A 15,225-nucleotide genomic window follows, 5' to 3' on the forward strand; every position below is an offset into this window, starting at 1 on the left:
CTCACAGCAAGTACCAATTTTTGTTTGTGGGCCTTGGATTTCAGCGTTTCCGGCGCAGTAGCCCGAAGGTCATAGCGCCGGCCACCAGAGCTGCGATTCCCACCGCAGCGGTAGTGGCCACCGTGGTCGTGGACTGGGCCGACAATCGGGCACGAAGTGAGACCGGATTCGAGAAAGTCAGTATGGGCCAACCGTTTACGGCCGCTTCCTTGCGCAACGCTCGATCGGGGTTGACTGCGGTCGGATGTCCGACAGCCTCGAGCATGGGTAAATCCGTCACCGAGTCGGAGTAGGCGTAACTGGCGGCGAGGTCGTAACCGTACTCCGCGGCGAGTTTTTCCATGGCTTCGACCTTGCCGGGGCCGTAGCAGTAGAAGTCCACCTCGCCGGTGTAGTGGCCGTCTTCCTCCCTCATCGACGTCGCGACGGAATGGGTGGCGCCGAGGGCGCGGGCGATCGGTGCGACGATCTCTTCACCCGAAGCAGACACGACGATGACGTCGTGTCCACGCAGCTTGTGATCTGCGATCAGATCGGCCGCCTCGGCGAAGACGAGTGGATCGACGATGTCGTGCAGAGTCTCCGCGACGACGGCCTTCACCTGTTCCACGTCCCAGCCCGCACACATCGCCGTCAGATGCTCGCGCATGCGCTCCATCTGATCGTGATCGGCGCCGGACAGTAGAAACAGGAATTGCGCATAGCTGCTCTTGAGAACCGAGCGTCGATTGATCAGACCCTGTGCGAAGAATGGCTTGCTGAACGCCAGGGTGCTCGACTTCGCGATGATCGTTTTGTCCAAATCGAAGAAAGCGGCTGTCCGCCCGGTATTCAGTCCGTTCGCAGGCTTGTCGGTCACAGGATTGAGGATAGTCCGACAGGCGGTTCGTGTGCTCTTCGGCAAGCGTCCTCTTTCGGCGAAAAACAGCAGTTCAGTGCAGCTCAGGCTTGCATTTCTCGCCGATGGCGGGTGTAAGATCGTTGCTGTTCGATTCGTTCGAACTAGTTCAGCCCGACCCCCCGGGGCTGAACTCAGACGGCCCCCGCCTCCTCCCCCCATTGGCGGGGGTCGTCCTCTGTCTCAGGCCTGTTTCTCCCCAACCTCCCAGTTGTCCACAGGGTTGTTCGGCCCACTGTTTTCGGTGCCGGTGCTCGTTCAGGCTCTGCAGTCATGAACACGACGATCAGCTCTCAGGAAACCGGGGCTCCCATTCTGGTTCTCGTCGACGACGCGAAAATCCTCGCGAGCGTGCGACGCGTCGCTGCCGCGGTGGACCGCCGGCTGGACGAGGCCGAACATCCCGTGTCCCGGCAACAGTGGAACCGGGCCTCGGCGGTGGTACTGGACGCGTCGGCGGCGCGAGATGCTCTGGCTCGTTCCCCCAAGCGAACGCGAGTGTTCCTCGTATGCGACGGCACACCGACCGTCGACGATTGGAAGAGCGCCACCGCGATCGGAGCCGACAGCGTTCTGTCCTTGCCCGAGGAAGAGAACGCGCTGGTCGCAGTTCTGGCCGACCACGTCGACGTCAGTGGTGACGGCACCGTCGTGAGCGTGGTGGGTGGTTGTGGCGGCGGCGGAGCCTCGGCAACTGCTGCGGCAGTCGCGTTGACGTCGGCGGCACGTCACGTCCCGACGCTGTTGGTGGACGTCGACGCACTCGGTTCCGGCGCCGACGTGCTGTTGGGTATCGAGACTGCTCCCGGATTACGTTGGGGTGCACTGACCGTCGAGGGCGGGCGGTTGTCCCCGGAGGCGCTGCGCGATGCACTGCCGGCGAAGGGAAAGTTTCTGAGGGTTCTGGCGAGCAGTCGCCGGGAGATCGACGGTCCGACAGTGACCGCCGTTCGCGCCGTGCTTGACGCAGGTCGCAGTTCCGGCGGGCTCGTGGTCTGCGACGTGCCACGTCATCCCAGCGAGGTAGGTCAGGCCGTGTTGGAGATGTCGGATTCGGTGCTCGTGGTGGTTCCGGCCACCGTGGCCGCATGCGTCGCGGCCGAGAAGGTCGGAGCCTGGGTGGTGCGACACAACTCCAACGTCGGGCTCGTCGTGCGTGGGCCGGCACCGGGAGGCCTACGCGGCACCGATGTGGCAGACATGCTCGGCCTGCCCCTGACGGCCGTGATGCGCGGCCACCGATCGCTGGCGCCGATGCTCGAGCGTGGTGGCCTCGAATTGACCCGCGGTTGTCCGTTGAGTGTGGCGGCAACAGCGGCACTCGACGCCGTCGAATCCGGCGCACGCCCGCGCAGGGCTGCGGCATGAGTGCGTTGGTCACGGCCGAACTGCTCGACCGAGTTCGCGAGCGATTGACGGCGTCGTCGGTCGGCGAGCCGACGGCGGCCACCGTTGCCGATGCCGTGCGAGCCGAGTCCTCGGGCGTTCTGGCGGACACGGATCTGTTGGAGGTCGTCAGGGTGCTCCAGACGGAACTGACAGGCGCGGGGCCGCTCGAACCTCTGCTGCACGAACCCGGGGTCGCCGACGTACTGGTGACCGCGCCGGATCAGGTCTGGGTGGACCGCGGGGTCGGCCTCGAAAGGTCAGGGGTGCGGTTCACCGACGAGGCAGCTGTGCGTCGATTGGCGCAGCGGTTGGCACTGTCGGCAGGTCGACGCCTCGACGACGCCCAACCGTGGGTCGACGGCCGCCTGCGGGGCGTCGGCGACGGGCACTTCGGGGTACGACTTCATGCCGTACTCGCACCCGTGGCCCAGGGTGGAACCTGCGTGTCACTGCGAGTGTTGCGGCCCGCGACCCAGGGTCTCGACGCGCTGTCCGCCCACGGCGCCGTGGAACCGGACGCGCGGGAGCTCCTCAATCGCATCATTTCTTGTCGCTTGGCTTTTCTGGTGATCGGCGGGACCGGTGCGGGAAAGACCACGTTGTTGTCCGCCATGCTCGGCGCGGTCGACCCGCGCGAGCGAATCGTCTGTGTCGAGGACGCGGCCGAACTGGCGCCGCCGCATCCACACGTCGTCCGCCTCGTCGCCAGAGCTCCCAACGTCGAGGGCGTCGGAGAGGTGACGGTGCGCGATCTGGTTCGGCAGGCACTACGAATGCGTCCCGATCGCATCGTCGTCGGTGAGGTCCGCGGCGCAGAGGTGACTGATCTGCTCACGGCGATGAACACCGGCCACGACGGCGGCGCCGGCACCGTTCACGCCAATTCGCCCGAAGAGGTGCCGGCCAGACTCGAGGCGTTGGCGGCGCTCGGCGGTATGGATCGCCACGCGTTGCACAGTCAACTTGCCGCGGCAGTTCAAGTGATCCTGCACGTGCACAGATTGGCTGACGGATCGAGGCGTCTCGAACAGATCGGTGTCATCGACCGCGGTGCGGACGGGTATGTACGAATCATGCAGGCGTGGCCGGACGGCGGTTCGGGTCGTGAGCGGCTCGAGCGGATGTTCCGGCTTCGCAATCGAGAGGTCGGGACGTGACGGTTTCCCTCTTGGCCTTCGCGTTGGCGGTCTCGATTGCGCCGGTGCGGGATTCACGTGCTCGGCTCGCCACGTACACCCCGAGCGTCCGCAAGTCCTCCCGGCAGATTCCGTGGCAGTTCGTCGCCGCATTTCTCGCGATTTCGGCCGCGTGGATCCTCGGAGGTCTTCCGGCAGGGTGTGCGGCTGTCATCCTCGCCGGGACCCTGATCCTCCGTGGCCGACGCGCGAATGCAGCCGAAACCCGGGATCTCTCACAGAAGATGCTGCTCTCCGGTCTGGAGGTGCTGATCGCCGAGCTGAGCGTCGGCGCGCATCCTGCAGCGGCCAGTTCTGTTGCAGGCGAGGAATGTACCGGAGAAGTGAGTGCCGTATTCCGTTCCGCTGGGGCCAGGGCGCGTCTCGGTGGTTCTGCCGCAGCGGCCTTCGCGGTACCGGATTCGTGCATCGAGCGTGAGTTCTCCCGCATCGGATCCGTCTGGCGGGTCGCCGACCAACACGGGCTGGCACTGGCGGAACTACTCGGCGCCGTCCGGACGGACATGTTGGGACGTAGACGCTTTCGTCAGCGTACCGAGGCCGGGTTGGCGGGCGCTCGGGCGACCGCTGCGGTGTTGGCCTTTCTCCCGCTGTTGGGGATCGGTCTCGGGCAATTGATGGGTGCTTCGCCGCTGCGCGTGCTGTTCGGAGGTGGGCTCGGCGGCGTGCTCCTGGTGATCGGAACCGCTTGTGTCTCAGCTGGTCTGCTCTGGACCGACCGGATAACTGCGAAGGTCACGTCGTGAGTTGGGCATCCGTGGCGATGATGGCGTTGGCGTTCGCGATCATTCCCGCTCGTCGCGGTGCTTCGGCCAGGGCGGCAGAAATTCTCTTCGCGGACACAACAACAGAAGATTCGGTTCCAGTCCCGGACAAGCCGGATCCACTCGCAGTTGCCGCAAGTCTCGACCTTCTCGGGGCCTGCCTACGAGCGGGGCTTCCCGTCTCCGCCGCGATCACAGCGATGGCGTCGACGGCACCGAAACCGATGGCCGACTCGCTTCGTCGCGTCGCCGACCTTCTGGCGCTCGGTGCCGATCCCGACGCCGCGTGGAGCGAAGCCGCTCTCGATCCCGATACCGAGGCGCTCGCCAGAATGGCTCGGCGTTCCGCCCGTTCGGGTTCGTCGCTGTCCTCATCCATGGCCGAACTCGCCGAGCGCAGTCGAGGTGACGCCGAGGATCTTGCTGCTGCCGCAGCCGAACGCGCGGGAGTGCTGATCAGCGGTCCACTCGGGCTGTGTTTCCTGCCGGCGTTCATCGCCTTGGGCATCGTCCCGGTGGTGATCGGGCTTGCCACGACTGTGCTCGGTAACGGCCTGCTGTGAGCCGGATCCGAGTGAAAGCTCCTGCGGCAGAAGTGCTGCCACAGGTTTCGATTGAAGGGGGAGAAATGATTTCGAAGACGTTGAGGACGGTGTCGGCCAGATTTGCGCTGTTGGTTGCCGAGGACGACGGCATGTCCACCGCGGAGTATGCGATCGGCACGATTGCGGCTGCCGCATTCGGTGCCGTCCTGTACACGGTTGTCACTGGCGACTCCATTGTCTCGGCGCTGACAGGCATCATCGACAAGGCTCTCAAGACAGCTGTGTGATGTTGTCCACGAGAGGTATTCGGCAAGCCGACGATGGCGCCGTGACGGTGGAGGCCGCGATTGCTCTGGCTTCGATCGTCACGGTGGTCGTGCTGTGTGTCGGTGGAGTCCTGGCGGTGTCGATGCAGGTTCGGTGTGTCGACGCCGCTCGTGAGGCCGCGCGGTTGGTGGCACGTGGTGATCGTGAGTCTGCGGTCACCACGGCCCGCCGGATCGCACCCGAAGATGCGTCGATCTCGGTGGAGATCGTCGACGGCTTTGCGGTGGCCGTTGTCAGCGCCGAGAGTGCGTTGCTGCCGTTGGTCGACATTTCTTCCGAGGCGGTGGCAGCAGTGGAGTCGGGAGTGGAGGAGGGGTGAACCTACGTGACGACGAAGGTGTTGCCACGGTTCTGGCGTGCTGCGTTCTGGCGGCGATCGTTATGGTGACCGGCGGGATGCTGCATGTCGGTTCCGCAGTGGTGGCTCGGCACACGGCTCAGTCGGCCGCTGATCTTTCGGCTCTCGGCGGTGCGGGCGCCTTGGACGGCGGCGACGAGTCGGCGTGTGAGATGTCCGCGGTGATCGCGGAGCGGATGCGCACGGTGCTCGAGGAGTGCGAGGTGCAGGGTTGGGATGTATTGGTCGAGATACGCGCACCGGTGTTGTTGTCGGGCTTCGGGATCGGGGATGCGCAGGCTTACGCGCGTGCGGGTCCGGTCAGCTGATGGTGTCGATGACGGCGGTCAGAACCTTGACCGCGCCGTCTTTGTCGAGTGGGTCGTTTCCGTTGCCGCACTTGGGTGAATAGACGCAGGACGGGCAACCGTGAGCGCATTCGCAGGACAGTATGGCGTCGCGCGTCGCGGTGAGCCATCGGGACAGTTCGCTGTGCCCTCGGTCGGCGAACCCGGCGCCGCCGGCATGACCGTCGTAGACGAAGACGGTCGGGAGTCCGGTGTCCGCGTGCATCGCGGTGGACACTCCGCCGATGTCTCCGCGGTCGCAGATCGCCACCAGTGGCAGCAGGCCGATTGCGGCATGTTCGGCGGCATGCAGTGATCCGGGGAACCGTTCGGGCGGGACCCCGATGGATTCGAAGAGTTCCGGCGTGACCGTGTACATCACTGCCCTGGTGGGCAAAGTGTGTGCGGGCATGTCGAGTTCGATCGAGTCGAGGACTTCACCCGAAGTCAACCGTCGTAGGTATCCGACGACTTGATGTGTCACCTCGACCTGGACGAGAGCGACGGCGATGTCGCCGTAGTTCTTGTGCTCGAGTTGTTCGGTGATCGTGATTTCGGTGGTCTCGCGGGCCGAGGTGGTCCAGTCCGGATTCTCGGTGTGTACCAATGCGAGTCCGACGTCGAGGTCCAGTTCGTCGACGACGTAGGTCTCGCCTTGATGGATGTGCACGGCGCCGGGATGAACTGTGGCCGGAGCGCGGCCCGCGTCGACAGTGCCCAGCATCCGGCCGGATTCCCCGTCGACAATGGCCACCTGAGTTCCGATGCCGCCGCGAATGTCCAAAGAGCCGTGGGGGTTCGAATCGGCGGTGACGAACCATCCGTGCTTTCGGCGCCGGATCCTGCCTTCCTCGGACAGTCTCGTCAGAACCTCGAGAGCCCCGAACGCGTCCACCTCGGCATCGGAAAGTGGGAGTTCCATTGCAGCGCAGAGAAGTTGTGGTCCCAGGACGTACGGATTTCCGGGATCTGTCACCGTCGCCTCGACGGGTTTGTCGAGTACCGCTGACGGATGGTGAACGAGGTAGGTGTCGAGTGGATCGTCGCGGGCGATCAACACGACGAGTGAACCCTCGCCGCGTCGCCCGGAGCGACCGGCCTGCTGCCAGAACGAGGCAACGGTCCCCGGGAAGCCTGCCACGACAACGGCGTCGAGGCCTGCGATGTCGACGCCGAGCTCCAGCGCGTTGGTGGTGGCTGCGCCCAGCAGCGTGCCGTCGGCGAGCGCAGCTTCCAGTTCGCGACGGTCCTCGGCCAGATATCCGGCGCGATACGACGCGACTCGCTCGGCGAGGTCCGGGTCCACCTCGGCGAGTAGACGTTTGGTGGCCATCGCGGTCAGCTCGGCGCCGCGGCGGGAGCGGACGAAGGTGAGAGTGCGGGCGCCTTCGATCATGAGGTCGGCCATGATCCGCGCGGCTTCCGCGCCCGCGGGACGTCGTACCGGGCTACCGTTTTCGCCGGTCAATGCCTCCAGTAGCGGTGGTTCCCACAGCGCGACGGTGCGTGGGCCGTGCGGCGATCCGTCTTCCGTGACCTCGGTGCAGTGTGCGCCTATGAGCCGCGAGGCCGCCGCGCCGGGATCTGCTGTGGTCGCGCTGGCCAGAATGAAGGTGGGTTCGGCGCCGTAACGGGCTGCAATTCTGCGTAATCGCCGGATCACGAGCGCGACGTTGGATCCGAAGACTCCCCTGTAGGAGTGGCATTCGTCGATGATCACGTATTTCAGGTTGCGGAAGAAGTGTGCCCATCGCTGATGGGTTCTGAGCAGAGAAATGTGGATCATGTCGGGGTTGGTGAAGAGCCAGCGTGAGTTCTCACGTGCCCAAGTGCGGAGTTCCTGAGAGGTGTCGCCGTCGTACGCACTGGCGTTCGTGCTGCGAAGTTCGACGTCGAAGTCGGTGAGGGACAGCACTGCTCGTAGTTGATCGGAGCCCAGCGCTTTGGTGGGGGAGAGGTACAGGGCTGTTGCGAGCGGATCGGTCGCCATGGCCGTCAGCACCGGGAGTTGGTACGCCAGTGACTTACCCGACGCCGTACCGGTGGCCACGACCACGTGTTTTCCGGCGTAAGCGAGGTCGGCGGCCTCACTCTGGTGGATCCACGGGGACCGCACGCTGTGCTCGGCGAGCGCACGTACGACGCTGGGGTGCACCCACTCCGGCCATTCGGTGAACTCGGCTACGCGAGCAGGTAACTGCGCGGTGAACATCAGTGGTTTTTCGCTTCCACTGACCCCGGCGACGACCCGATCGAGCAGCATTTGCCCGTAGGTCTCGCCAGGCTTCCCTCCCGGGGCGGGGATCGGGGAAGGTGCGTTCACGTGACTCTCCGGGCTCGGCGTTGGGGTGTGGCGGCAATCGGAAACTGTCGCTACCTGCAGTTTTGATGATACGCAACGGTCGGCGGTCTTGGTGGAACCGGGTGCTCGGCGCGCGAGCGGGAAACCACGATCGTGGGCTGTTTTTCTCGTAGCGAACTTTTAACGTTTTTAGTTCCCTTTTCGACTGTTGTGCACGCGGAGAACATGGTTGACTGACAATCGGTCGCAGCTTCTGTGTTCGTAGGCTTGAGAAAGTGCACGCTCGCAGGATCGTTGTTGCGGGCGCGGTGCTCTGCCTTTCCTGAGGGGGAAATAAAGACGTACAGCGGTCGGAACCGGCCCGGTGGACTGTAAGGGCTGTTCACCGAATCCGGTGTTAGAAAGAGAAGGAAAAGCATGGCACAGGGCACTGTGAAGTGGTTCAACGCTGAAAAGGGCTTCGGCTTCATCGCTCCCGAAGACGGTTCCGCAGACGTCTTCGTTCACTACTCCGAAATTCAGGGCAACGGCTTCCGTACCCTCGAGGAGAACCAGCGTGTGGAGTTCGAGGTCGGCCAGGGCACCAAGGGTCCCCAGGCTACCGGCGTTCGCGCGGTCTGATTTTTCCGCTCACTTGCTGAGCGAATAGTTCGGACAGTATTTGTCCCCCATCGCATCCGTGCGGTGGGGGACAAATCTTTTCGGGCTGAGTTAGTACTTTCCCTGTCCGAGGTGAATGCACGCAGCTGTTCGGCCACGGCCGGTCGTCTATGCCGTCGATACCTTCGTGGCTTACGTTTCACTCTGTGAGCCAACTGTCCTTTTTCTCTGCCGAGTCGATTCCACCTGCCGTGACGGACCTTGCCGGAATGCTGGCCGGACCGGGGCAGGTCGTGACCTCGGAGGATCGCGCGCGGATCTCGATCGTCGTGGATCGGGACTGGAGAGCACAGGCCGTTGCCGAGTTGATCGCGCAGTGCGGACTCGGGGCCGAGGTGACGCGTAGCGAAGAAGGCAGCCCACTCGTCCGAACTCAGTCGACGCCCGCACTCCTTCCGCTGTCCGTGCAATGGACCAAAGGAGCAGTGAAGGCCGTGCCGGTCGGGTGGGTTCCTAATTCTCGCCAACTCCGAGTGTGGGCCGTCGCCGCCGGCCGACTCGAAGAAGGCGGTGAACGATTCGTGTTCGGCCTCGACCCCCATGCGAAGGAGACACACGCACCGCTGGCTCAGGCCTTGATGAGGGTTGGTATCGCGCCGACTCAACTGGGTAACCGGACACCGGGTCCGGGGCTCCGTGTGTCGGGAAAGAAGAGACTGACAAAGCTCGTCGAATACCTCGGTGAGGCGCCGAAACACGTCGACACCTCGGTCGCCTGGCCACACGTCTGACAGTGCTGATGCCGCGTGTCCAACGGTGCTGATGCCGCGTGTCCGACGGAGCCCATACTGTACTGATCTGCACGAATGTCTTGCGGGTATGTCACTCTGTAAAGAGAGACACGGGGTATAACTTGCTCCACACGTCTAGTTCTGAAGATCTGCCGACGGCAGTGAACGTCCAAAGGAAGGCTCGGGCAGCAGGTGGCTAAAGCGGACAACGGCAGCGGTCAGGGAGCGTCCGGTAACCCTCGTCGCCTCGTGATCGTCGAGTCACCGACCAAGGCGCGCAAAATCGCTCCCTACCTCGGTAAGGACTACGTCGTCGAGGCATCGGTCGGTCACATTCGCGACCTCCCGCGCGGCGCAGCGGACGTTCCGGCCAAGTACAAGGGCGAGTCGTGGGCCCGTCTCGGCGTCAACGTCGATCACGACTTCGAGCCGCTCTATGTCGTGAGCCCGGAAAAGAAGGGCAAGGTCGCCGAACTCAAGTCTCTGTTGAAGGACGCCGACGAGCTCTTCCTCGCAACTGACCCCGACCGCGAGGGCGAGGCAATCGCCTGGCATCTCCTCGAGACTCTCAAGCCCAAGATTCCGGTTCGTCGAATGGTCTTCCACGAGATCACCGAGCCGGCAATCCGTGCTGCTGCCGAAGACACCCGCGAACTCGACACCGACCTCGTCGATGCTCAGGAAACCCGCCGCATCCTCGACCGTCTCTACGGTTACGAGGTCAGCCCGGTTCTCTGGAAGAAGGTCATGCCGAAGCTCTCGGCCGGCCGCGTCCAGTCGGTGGCCACTCGCGTCATCGTCCAGCGTGAACGCGAGCGCATGGCGTTCAAGTCGGCGTCGTACTGGGATATTTCCGCGACGCTCGACGCCGGTGCAGAGGCGAGCCCGCGTAGTTTCGGTGCGCGCCTGGTCTCCGTCGACGGTTCGCGTGTCGCCTCCGGTCGCGATTTCGGAGCTGACGGAAAGCTCAAGGGCAGCGCGGTCACCGTGCTCGACGAGGCGTACGCGCGTCGTCTCGCGGAAGCATTGCAGGGCGTCGACCTCACGGTTTCCTCCGCCGAGGACAAGCCGTACACCCGCAAGCCTTACCCGCCGTTCATGACGTCGACGCTCCAGCAGGAAGCCGGACGCAAACTTCGTTTCACGTCCGAGCGTGCAATGCGCATCGCACAGCGTCTGTACGAAAACGGCTACATCACCTACATGCGTACCGACTCGACGACTCTCTCGGAGTCGGCGATCGCTGCCGCTCGTGCGCAGGCCACCGAGTTGTACGGTCCGGAATACGTGCATCCGACGCCGCGTCAGTACACCCGCAAGGTCAAGAACGCGCAGGAAGCCCACGAGGCGATCCGCCCCGCCGGCGACGTGTTCCAGACCCCGGGTCAGCTGCACTCCAAGCTCGATTCCGACGAGTTCAAGCTGTACGAACTGATCTGGCAGCGGACCGTCGCTTCGCAGATGGCCGACGCCCGCGGTACGACGTTGACGCTTCGCATCTCCGGCACGGCAGGCACCGGCGAGGACTGCACGTTCTCCGCTTCGGGTCGCACCATCGTGTTCGCCGGCTTCCTCAAGGCTTACGTCGAGAGCGTCGACGAAGAGGCCGGCGGTCAGTCCGACGACGCCGAATCCAGGCTTCCGGTGCTGGTCAAGGGTCAGGAAGTCACGGCCACCAAGCTCGATCCGGACGGGCACAGCACCAACCCGCCCGCCCGCTACACAGAAGCCAGCCTGATCAAGACGCTCGAAGAACTCGGCATCGGCCGTCCTTCGACCTACTCGTCGATCATCAAGACCATCCTCGATCGCGGATACGTCTACAAACGTGGCAGCGCGCTGGTTCCGTCCTGGGTGGCGTTTGCCGTCATCGGGCTGCTCGAGGTGCACTTCGGCCGGCTGGTCGACTTCGATTTCACGGCAGGAATGGAAGACGATCTCGACGCGATCGCCGGTGGCCGTGAGCAGCGTGGCAACTGGCTGAGCAGCTTCTACTTCGGCGGCGAGACAGGCGCTGAAGGTTCGGTCGCCCGCGAGGGCGGGCTGAAGAAGATGGTCGGTGTCAATCTCGAGGAGATCGACGCTCGCGAGGTCAACTCCATCCGACTGTTCGACGACGCCGAGGGTCGCGAAGTTCACGTGCGCGTCGGCCGGTTCGGCCCGTATCTCGAGCGCATGGTTCAGAACCCGGACGATCCCGAAGGCGATTTGATCTCGCAGCGGGCAAATCTTCCCGATGACCTGCCACCGGACGAGCTCACTCCCGAGTACGCCGAGAAGTTGTTCTCGACGCCTCAAGAGGGCCGCAAGCTGGGCGTCGACCCGCTGACGGGCCACGAGATCGTCGCGAAGGAAGGCCGCTTCGGTCCCTACGTGACCGAGATCCTGCCCGAACCGCCGGCCGAGCCGGAACCGGACATCGTTCCCGTCACCGCTCCCGAGCCGGAAGAAATCAGCTCGGGCAGCACCAAGACTGCGGTGAAGAAGGCCGCGGCCAAGAAGGCGCCTGCGAAGAAGGCTGCCAAGAAGGTCGCAGGCCCCAAGCCGCGGACCGGATCGCTGCTCAAGTCCATGGACTTGGCGACGATCACCTTGGAAGATGCGCTGCGTCTGCTGTCGCTTCCGCGCGTCGTGGGTGTCCACCCCGAATCGAAGGAAGAGATCACCGCGCAGAACGGCCGTTACGGTCCGTACCTGAAGAAGGGCACGGACTCACGCTCGCTCGCCAACGAAGAGCAGATGTTCACCGTCACGCTCGACGAGGCCCTCAAGATCTACGCCGAGCCGAAGCGTCGTGGGCGTCAGGCGTCGGCAACGCCTCCGCTGCGTGAGTTGGGCGTCGATCCGGTCAGCGAGAAGCCGATGGTGATCAAGGACGGCCGTTTCGGTCCGTACGTCACCGACGGCGAGACCAACGCCAGCCTTCGCAAGGACGACGACGTCGAATCCATTTCCGATGCTCGGGCGTCGGAGTTGCTGGCTGATCGTCGTGCGCGCGGCCCGGTCAAGAAGAAGGCAGCGGCCAAGAAGGCTCCGGCAAAGAAGGCCGCTGCCAAGAAAACAGCCGCAAAGAAGGCCCCGGCAAAGAAGGCCGCCGCCAAGAAGGCTCCGGCGAAGAAGGACTCGTAAGGCTTCGTCGGTGCCGACGGTTAGGGTTTTTGCATGAGTACTGAAGTGGCCGAACGAGGTGTGTTCGGTCGGCTGGTGGGTCAGCACGACGTCGAGCAGAGCCTGCGTGATGCTGCACTGTCGGCTCGTGGCGATTCCAGCGGCTCGGAGATGACCCACGCGTGGCTCTTCACCGGGCCACCCGGCTCTGGTCGTTCGGTGGCTGCTCTCTGCTTCGCCGCTGCCCTGCAATGCACCTCCGACGGTGCACCAGGGTGCGGTGAGTGTCATGCGTGTACGACGACGATGGGTGGAACCCACGGTGACGTACGACGGATCATCCCCGACGGCCTGAGCATCAGCGTCAAAGGCATGCGCGAGATAGTCAACATCGCTTCGCGTCGGCCGACGACGGGGCGGTGGCAGGTCATCGTGGTCGAGGATGCCGATCGTTTGACCGAAGGCGCAGCCAACGCCCTCCTGAAGGTTGTCGAGGAGCCGCCGGACCGCACGGTCATCCTGCTCTGCGCGCCGACGACCGATCCGGAAGACATGTCTGTCACCCTCCGATCGCGGTGTAGGCACATGCCGTTGGTGACGCCGTCCGTCGAATCGATCGCCCAGGTACTGATCGACCGCGACGGGCTGGATCCGGAACGGGCGAGAATCGCCGCATCGATCAGCGGCGGACATGTCGGCCGGGCTCGGCGTCTCGCCACCGACGAGAGCGCGCGCGACGAGCGTCAGCGTTCGCTTCGACTAGCCGCCGACGCGATCGGGGCTTCGACGGCGTACAAGGCCGCAGAGAACTTGGTGAAGTCGATCGAGGCTGACACCAAGGCGTTCTACGCCGAACTCAAGGAACAGGAGCTCGAGGAGCTCAAGGTTTCCTTGGGTGGTGGTGGAACCGGCAAGGGAACAGCCGGGACTCTGCGCGGATCGGCTGGTCTGATCAAGGACCTCGAAGCGCGCCAGAAATCGCGCGACACCCGGGCCCGCCGCGATCTTCTCGACCGGACGCTGATCGACCTGGCCGGCATGTACCGGGACGCGCTTTCCTATTCGCTGGGGTCGACGTCGACGGCGACCCATCCCGACATGGCTCGGCAGGCCGCCGAGTTGGCTGCACGAACGTCCCCGGAGGGGTTGCTCAAATGCATCGAAGCGGTGCTCGAATGCCGCGAGGCCGTCGACTTCAACGTCAAGTTGCAGTGGGCGCTCGATGCGATGGTTGCCTCCATCGGAGCCGCTTTCCGACCCCCGTTTTCGCGATCCGGGGGTTGACCAGATAGACTCGCCACCGCCGAAAGGCACGCTGCCTTAGCTCAGTCGGTAGAGCATTTCACTCGTAATGAAAAGGTCGAGAGTTCGATTCTCTCAGGCAGCTCAGCCAAGAGCCCCACACCCGGAAATCCGGATGTGGGGCTCTTCTCGTTAGTTCCCAATTCTTGCGTATGTGCGGTTTATCCTGAGTTCGGCGAACACGTGCCTGAACAGGGGAGACCTCGATGTCGGATCAGAACTGGGGACCAGGCCAACCATCGCAGAATCAGCCGCCGTACGGGCAGATGCCGCCGATGCCGCCTCAGGGTTATCAGCCGCCGACGCCCGCCTATCCGTACGCAAGCTGGATCTCGCGGGTGTTCGCGTCAATCCTCGACGGCTTCGTCGTTCCGCTCCCGGGCGTCATCCTCGCGATCATCGGGGCGGTGATCGCGTTCTCCGGATCCGAAGTGACCACATACGACGACGGCAGCGTGAGCGCTGAAGGCGGCAATCCGGTCGGCGTGATCCTCATGGTCGTCGGCATACTGGCGATCTTCTTGATCGAGGTATGGAACCTCGTCTTCAGACAAGGGAACACCGGACAGACGCTCGGCAAGAAGTGGCTGGGAATTTCGGTGATTCGGGAGTCCGACGGTGTACCGCTCGGCCCGGTGATGGCGCTGCTTCGTTGGATCATGATGGCGATCCTGGGTGGGGCATGCTTCCTCAACTATCTCTGGCCGCTCTGGGACTCCAAGCACCAGTGCTGGCACGACATGGTGGTCCGGTCGGTAGTCGTTCGCGCCCGCTAGTCGCGGCCGGGGTCTCTTACAGTGGGTGCCATGGAGTTGGAAGCGGTCACAAGTCGACGACGCTCGCTGGCCGCACCCGTCGGTGTTGCTGCAGTGGCCGTGACGGCCGCCGCGGTACTCCACTTCCGTGATCCCCACAGCGCGGGTAGTTACGGCGTTTGTCCGATGTACGCGTTGACGGGATTGTGGTGCCCGGCGTGTGGTGGCCTTCGTGCGGTCAATGACCTGACTAATCTGGATATTGGCGCCGCAGTGTCCAGCAATGCCTTGATCGTGCCGCTTATCGCGGTGTTGGTGATCGCGTGGATCGGTTGGACAGTGCGCCGTTGGAAAGGCACGCGGGATCGCATGATCGTGCTTCGGCCGACTGTGACGATCGTGGTGCTCGGAGTTCTCGTTGCATTTACGGTTGTTCGAAACACCCCGTGGGGGAGCTGGCTCGCGCCGGCGTGACGGTAAGAGGTCGACATGGCACTGCAGGTTTTTTCGCTCATCGTTCTGCTCGGCGCGCTGATCATCTTGATTCCGACGGCACGACGTGTC

General features: G+C 64.0%; 15 protein-coding genes and 1 tRNA gene. 14 read left to right on the forward strand and 2 right to left on the reverse strand.

Annotation, left to right across the window (positions count from 1 at the left end; all coding sequences use genetic code 11):
- Nucleotides 1-40: 40 nt before the first annotated feature.
- Complete coding sequence (locus ACVZUB_RS02735; RefSeq protein ID WP_003946123.1) at nt 41-859, reverse strand: HAD-IB family hydrolase; 819 nt, start codon at nt 857-859, stop codon at nt 41-43.
- A gap of 312 nt (nt 860-1,171) precedes the next feature.
- Between ACVZUB_RS02735 and ssd the strand changes: the two genes are divergently transcribed.
- The 7 genes from ssd (at nt 1,172) to ACVZUB_RS02770 (ending at nt 5,785) form a co-directional block, all read left to right on the forward strand.
- Nucleotides 1,172-2,266, forward strand: coding sequence for a septum site-determining protein Ssd (gene ssd, locus ACVZUB_RS02740; RefSeq protein WP_064073517.1), 1,095 nt, complete (start codon nt 1,172-1,174; stop codon nt 2,264-2,266).
- Nucleotides 2,263-3,444: a TadA family conjugal transfer-associated ATPase gene (locus ACVZUB_RS02745; RefSeq protein WP_042446712.1), complete on the forward strand. Its 1,182-nt coding sequence runs from the start codon at nt 2,263-2,265 to the stop codon at nt 3,442-3,444. Before ssd ends, ACVZUB_RS02745 begins: the two co-directional genes overlap by 4 nt.
- Complete coding sequence (locus ACVZUB_RS02750; RefSeq protein WP_311094278.1) at nt 3,441-4,229, forward strand: type II secretion system F family protein; 789 nt, start codon at nt 3,441-3,443, stop codon at nt 4,227-4,229. The genes ACVZUB_RS02745 and ACVZUB_RS02750 overlap by 4 nt, the downstream gene beginning before the upstream one ends.
- A complete protein-coding gene (locus ACVZUB_RS02755; RefSeq protein ID WP_007732447.1) occupies nt 4,226-4,810 on the forward strand; it encodes a type II secretion system F family protein in 585 nt (194 codons plus the stop codon). Before ACVZUB_RS02750 ends, ACVZUB_RS02755 begins: the two co-directional genes overlap by 4 nt.
- Before the next feature lie 65 nt (nt 4,811-4,875).
- The gene (locus ACVZUB_RS02760) at nt 4,876-5,079 is read left to right on the forward strand and encodes a DUF4244 domain-containing protein (protein WP_007732448.1); all 204 of its coding nucleotides are present in this window, start codon (nt 4,876-4,878) and stop codon (nt 5,077-5,079) included.
- On the forward strand, nt 5,079-5,438 hold the full coding sequence (locus tag ACVZUB_RS02765) for a TadE family type IV pilus minor pilin (RefSeq protein WP_007732449.1): 360 nt from the start codon (nt 5,079-5,081) through the stop codon (nt 5,436-5,438). The genes ACVZUB_RS02760 and ACVZUB_RS02765 overlap by 1 nt, the downstream gene beginning before the upstream one ends.
- Nucleotides 5,435-5,785 (forward strand): Rv3654c family TadE-like protein, encoded by a 351-nt coding sequence (locus tag ACVZUB_RS02770; RefSeq protein ID WP_007732450.1) that lies wholly within the window; start codon nt 5,435-5,437, stop codon nt 5,783-5,785. The genes ACVZUB_RS02765 and ACVZUB_RS02770 overlap by 4 nt, the downstream gene beginning before the upstream one ends.
- Here ACVZUB_RS02770 and ACVZUB_RS02775 read toward each other — a convergent pair.
- Nucleotides 5,778-8,066 (reverse strand): DEAD/DEAH box helicase, encoded by a 2,289-nt coding sequence (locus ACVZUB_RS02775; RefSeq protein WP_482628520.1) that lies wholly within the window; start codon nt 8,064-8,066, stop codon nt 5,778-5,780. The genes ACVZUB_RS02770 and ACVZUB_RS02775 overlap by 8 nt on opposite strands.
- A 456-nt stretch (nt 8,067-8,522) precedes the next feature.
- On the opposite strand from ACVZUB_RS02775, the gene cspE reads away from it, so the two are divergent.
- From cspE to ACVZUB_RS02810, 7 genes are all read left to right on the forward strand, one after another.
- Nucleotides 8,523-8,726 carry a transcription antiterminator/RNA stability regulator CspE gene (gene cspE / locus ACVZUB_RS02780; protein WP_003946117.1) on the forward strand — a complete coding sequence of 68 codons (204 nt, stop codon included), beginning with the start codon at nt 8,523-8,525 and terminating at the stop codon, nt 8,724-8,726.
- A gap of 185 nt (nt 8,727-8,911) precedes the next feature.
- Nucleotides 8,912-9,496, forward strand: coding sequence for a hypothetical protein (locus ACVZUB_RS02785; RefSeq protein ID WP_003946106.1), 585 nt, complete (start codon nt 8,912-8,914; stop codon nt 9,494-9,496).
- A 192-nt stretch (nt 9,497-9,688) separates the two neighbouring features.
- On the forward strand, nt 9,689-12,625 hold the full coding sequence (gene topA / locus ACVZUB_RS02790) for a type I DNA topoisomerase (RefSeq protein ID WP_341513987.1): 2,937 nt from the start codon (nt 9,689-9,691) through the stop codon (nt 12,623-12,625).
- Nucleotides 12,626-12,658: 33 nt separating this feature from the next.
- Nucleotides 12,659-13,888 (forward strand): DNA polymerase III subunit delta', encoded by a 1,230-nt coding sequence (locus tag ACVZUB_RS02795; RefSeq protein WP_019746652.1) that lies wholly within the window; start codon nt 12,659-12,661, stop codon nt 13,886-13,888.
- 30 nt (nt 13,889-13,918) lie between these two features.
- Nucleotides 13,919-13,991, forward strand: a tRNA-Thr gene (locus tag ACVZUB_RS02800).
- 121 nt (nt 13,992-14,112) lie between these two features.
- The gene (locus tag ACVZUB_RS02805) at nt 14,113-14,682 is read left to right on the forward strand and encodes an RDD family protein (protein ID WP_064443039.1); all 570 of its coding nucleotides are present in this window, start codon (nt 14,113-14,115) and stop codon (nt 14,680-14,682) included.
- A gap of 30 nt (nt 14,683-14,712) precedes the next feature.
- Complete coding sequence (locus tag ACVZUB_RS02810) at nt 14,713-15,135, forward strand: DUF2752 domain-containing protein (RefSeq protein ID WP_003946115.1); 423 nt, start codon at nt 14,713-14,715, stop codon at nt 15,133-15,135.
- Nucleotides 15,136-15,225 lie beyond the last annotated feature (90 nt).

It is taken from the genome of Rhodococcus sp. OS5, assembly GCF_056837585.1.

Coding starts and splice junctions, on each gene's coding strand:
- cspE (WP_003946117.1), top strand. CDS start 8,523: ATGGCACAGGGCACTGTGAAGTGGTTCAACGCTGAAAAGGGCTTCGGC.
- ACVZUB_RS02745 (WP_042446712.1), top strand. CDS start 2,263: ATGAGTGCGTTGGTCACGGCCGAACTGCTCGACCGAGTTCGCGAGCGA.
- ssd (WP_064073517.1), top strand. CDS start 1,172: ATGAACACGACGATCAGCTCTCAGGAAACCGGGGCTCCCATTCTGGTT.
- ACVZUB_RS02775 (WP_482628520.1), bottom strand. CDS start 8,066: ATGCTGCTCGATCGGGTCGTCGCCGGGGTCAGTGGAAGCGAAAAACCA.
- ACVZUB_RS02765 (WP_007732449.1), top strand. CDS start 5,079: ATGTTGTCCACGAGAGGTATTCGGCAAGCCGACGATGGCGCCGTGACG.
- ACVZUB_RS02760 (WP_007732448.1), top strand. CDS start 4,876: ATGATTTCGAAGACGTTGAGGACGGTGTCGGCCAGATTTGCGCTGTTG.
- ACVZUB_RS02795 (WP_019746652.1), top strand. CDS start 12,659: ATGAGTACTGAAGTGGCCGAACGAGGTGTGTTCGGTCGGCTGGTGGGT.
- ACVZUB_RS02810 (WP_003946115.1), top strand. CDS start 14,713: ATGGAGTTGGAAGCGGTCACAAGTCGACGACGCTCGCTGGCCGCACCC.
- ACVZUB_RS02805 (WP_064443039.1), top strand. CDS start 14,113: ATGTCGGATCAGAACTGGGGACCAGGCCAACCATCGCAGAATCAGCCG.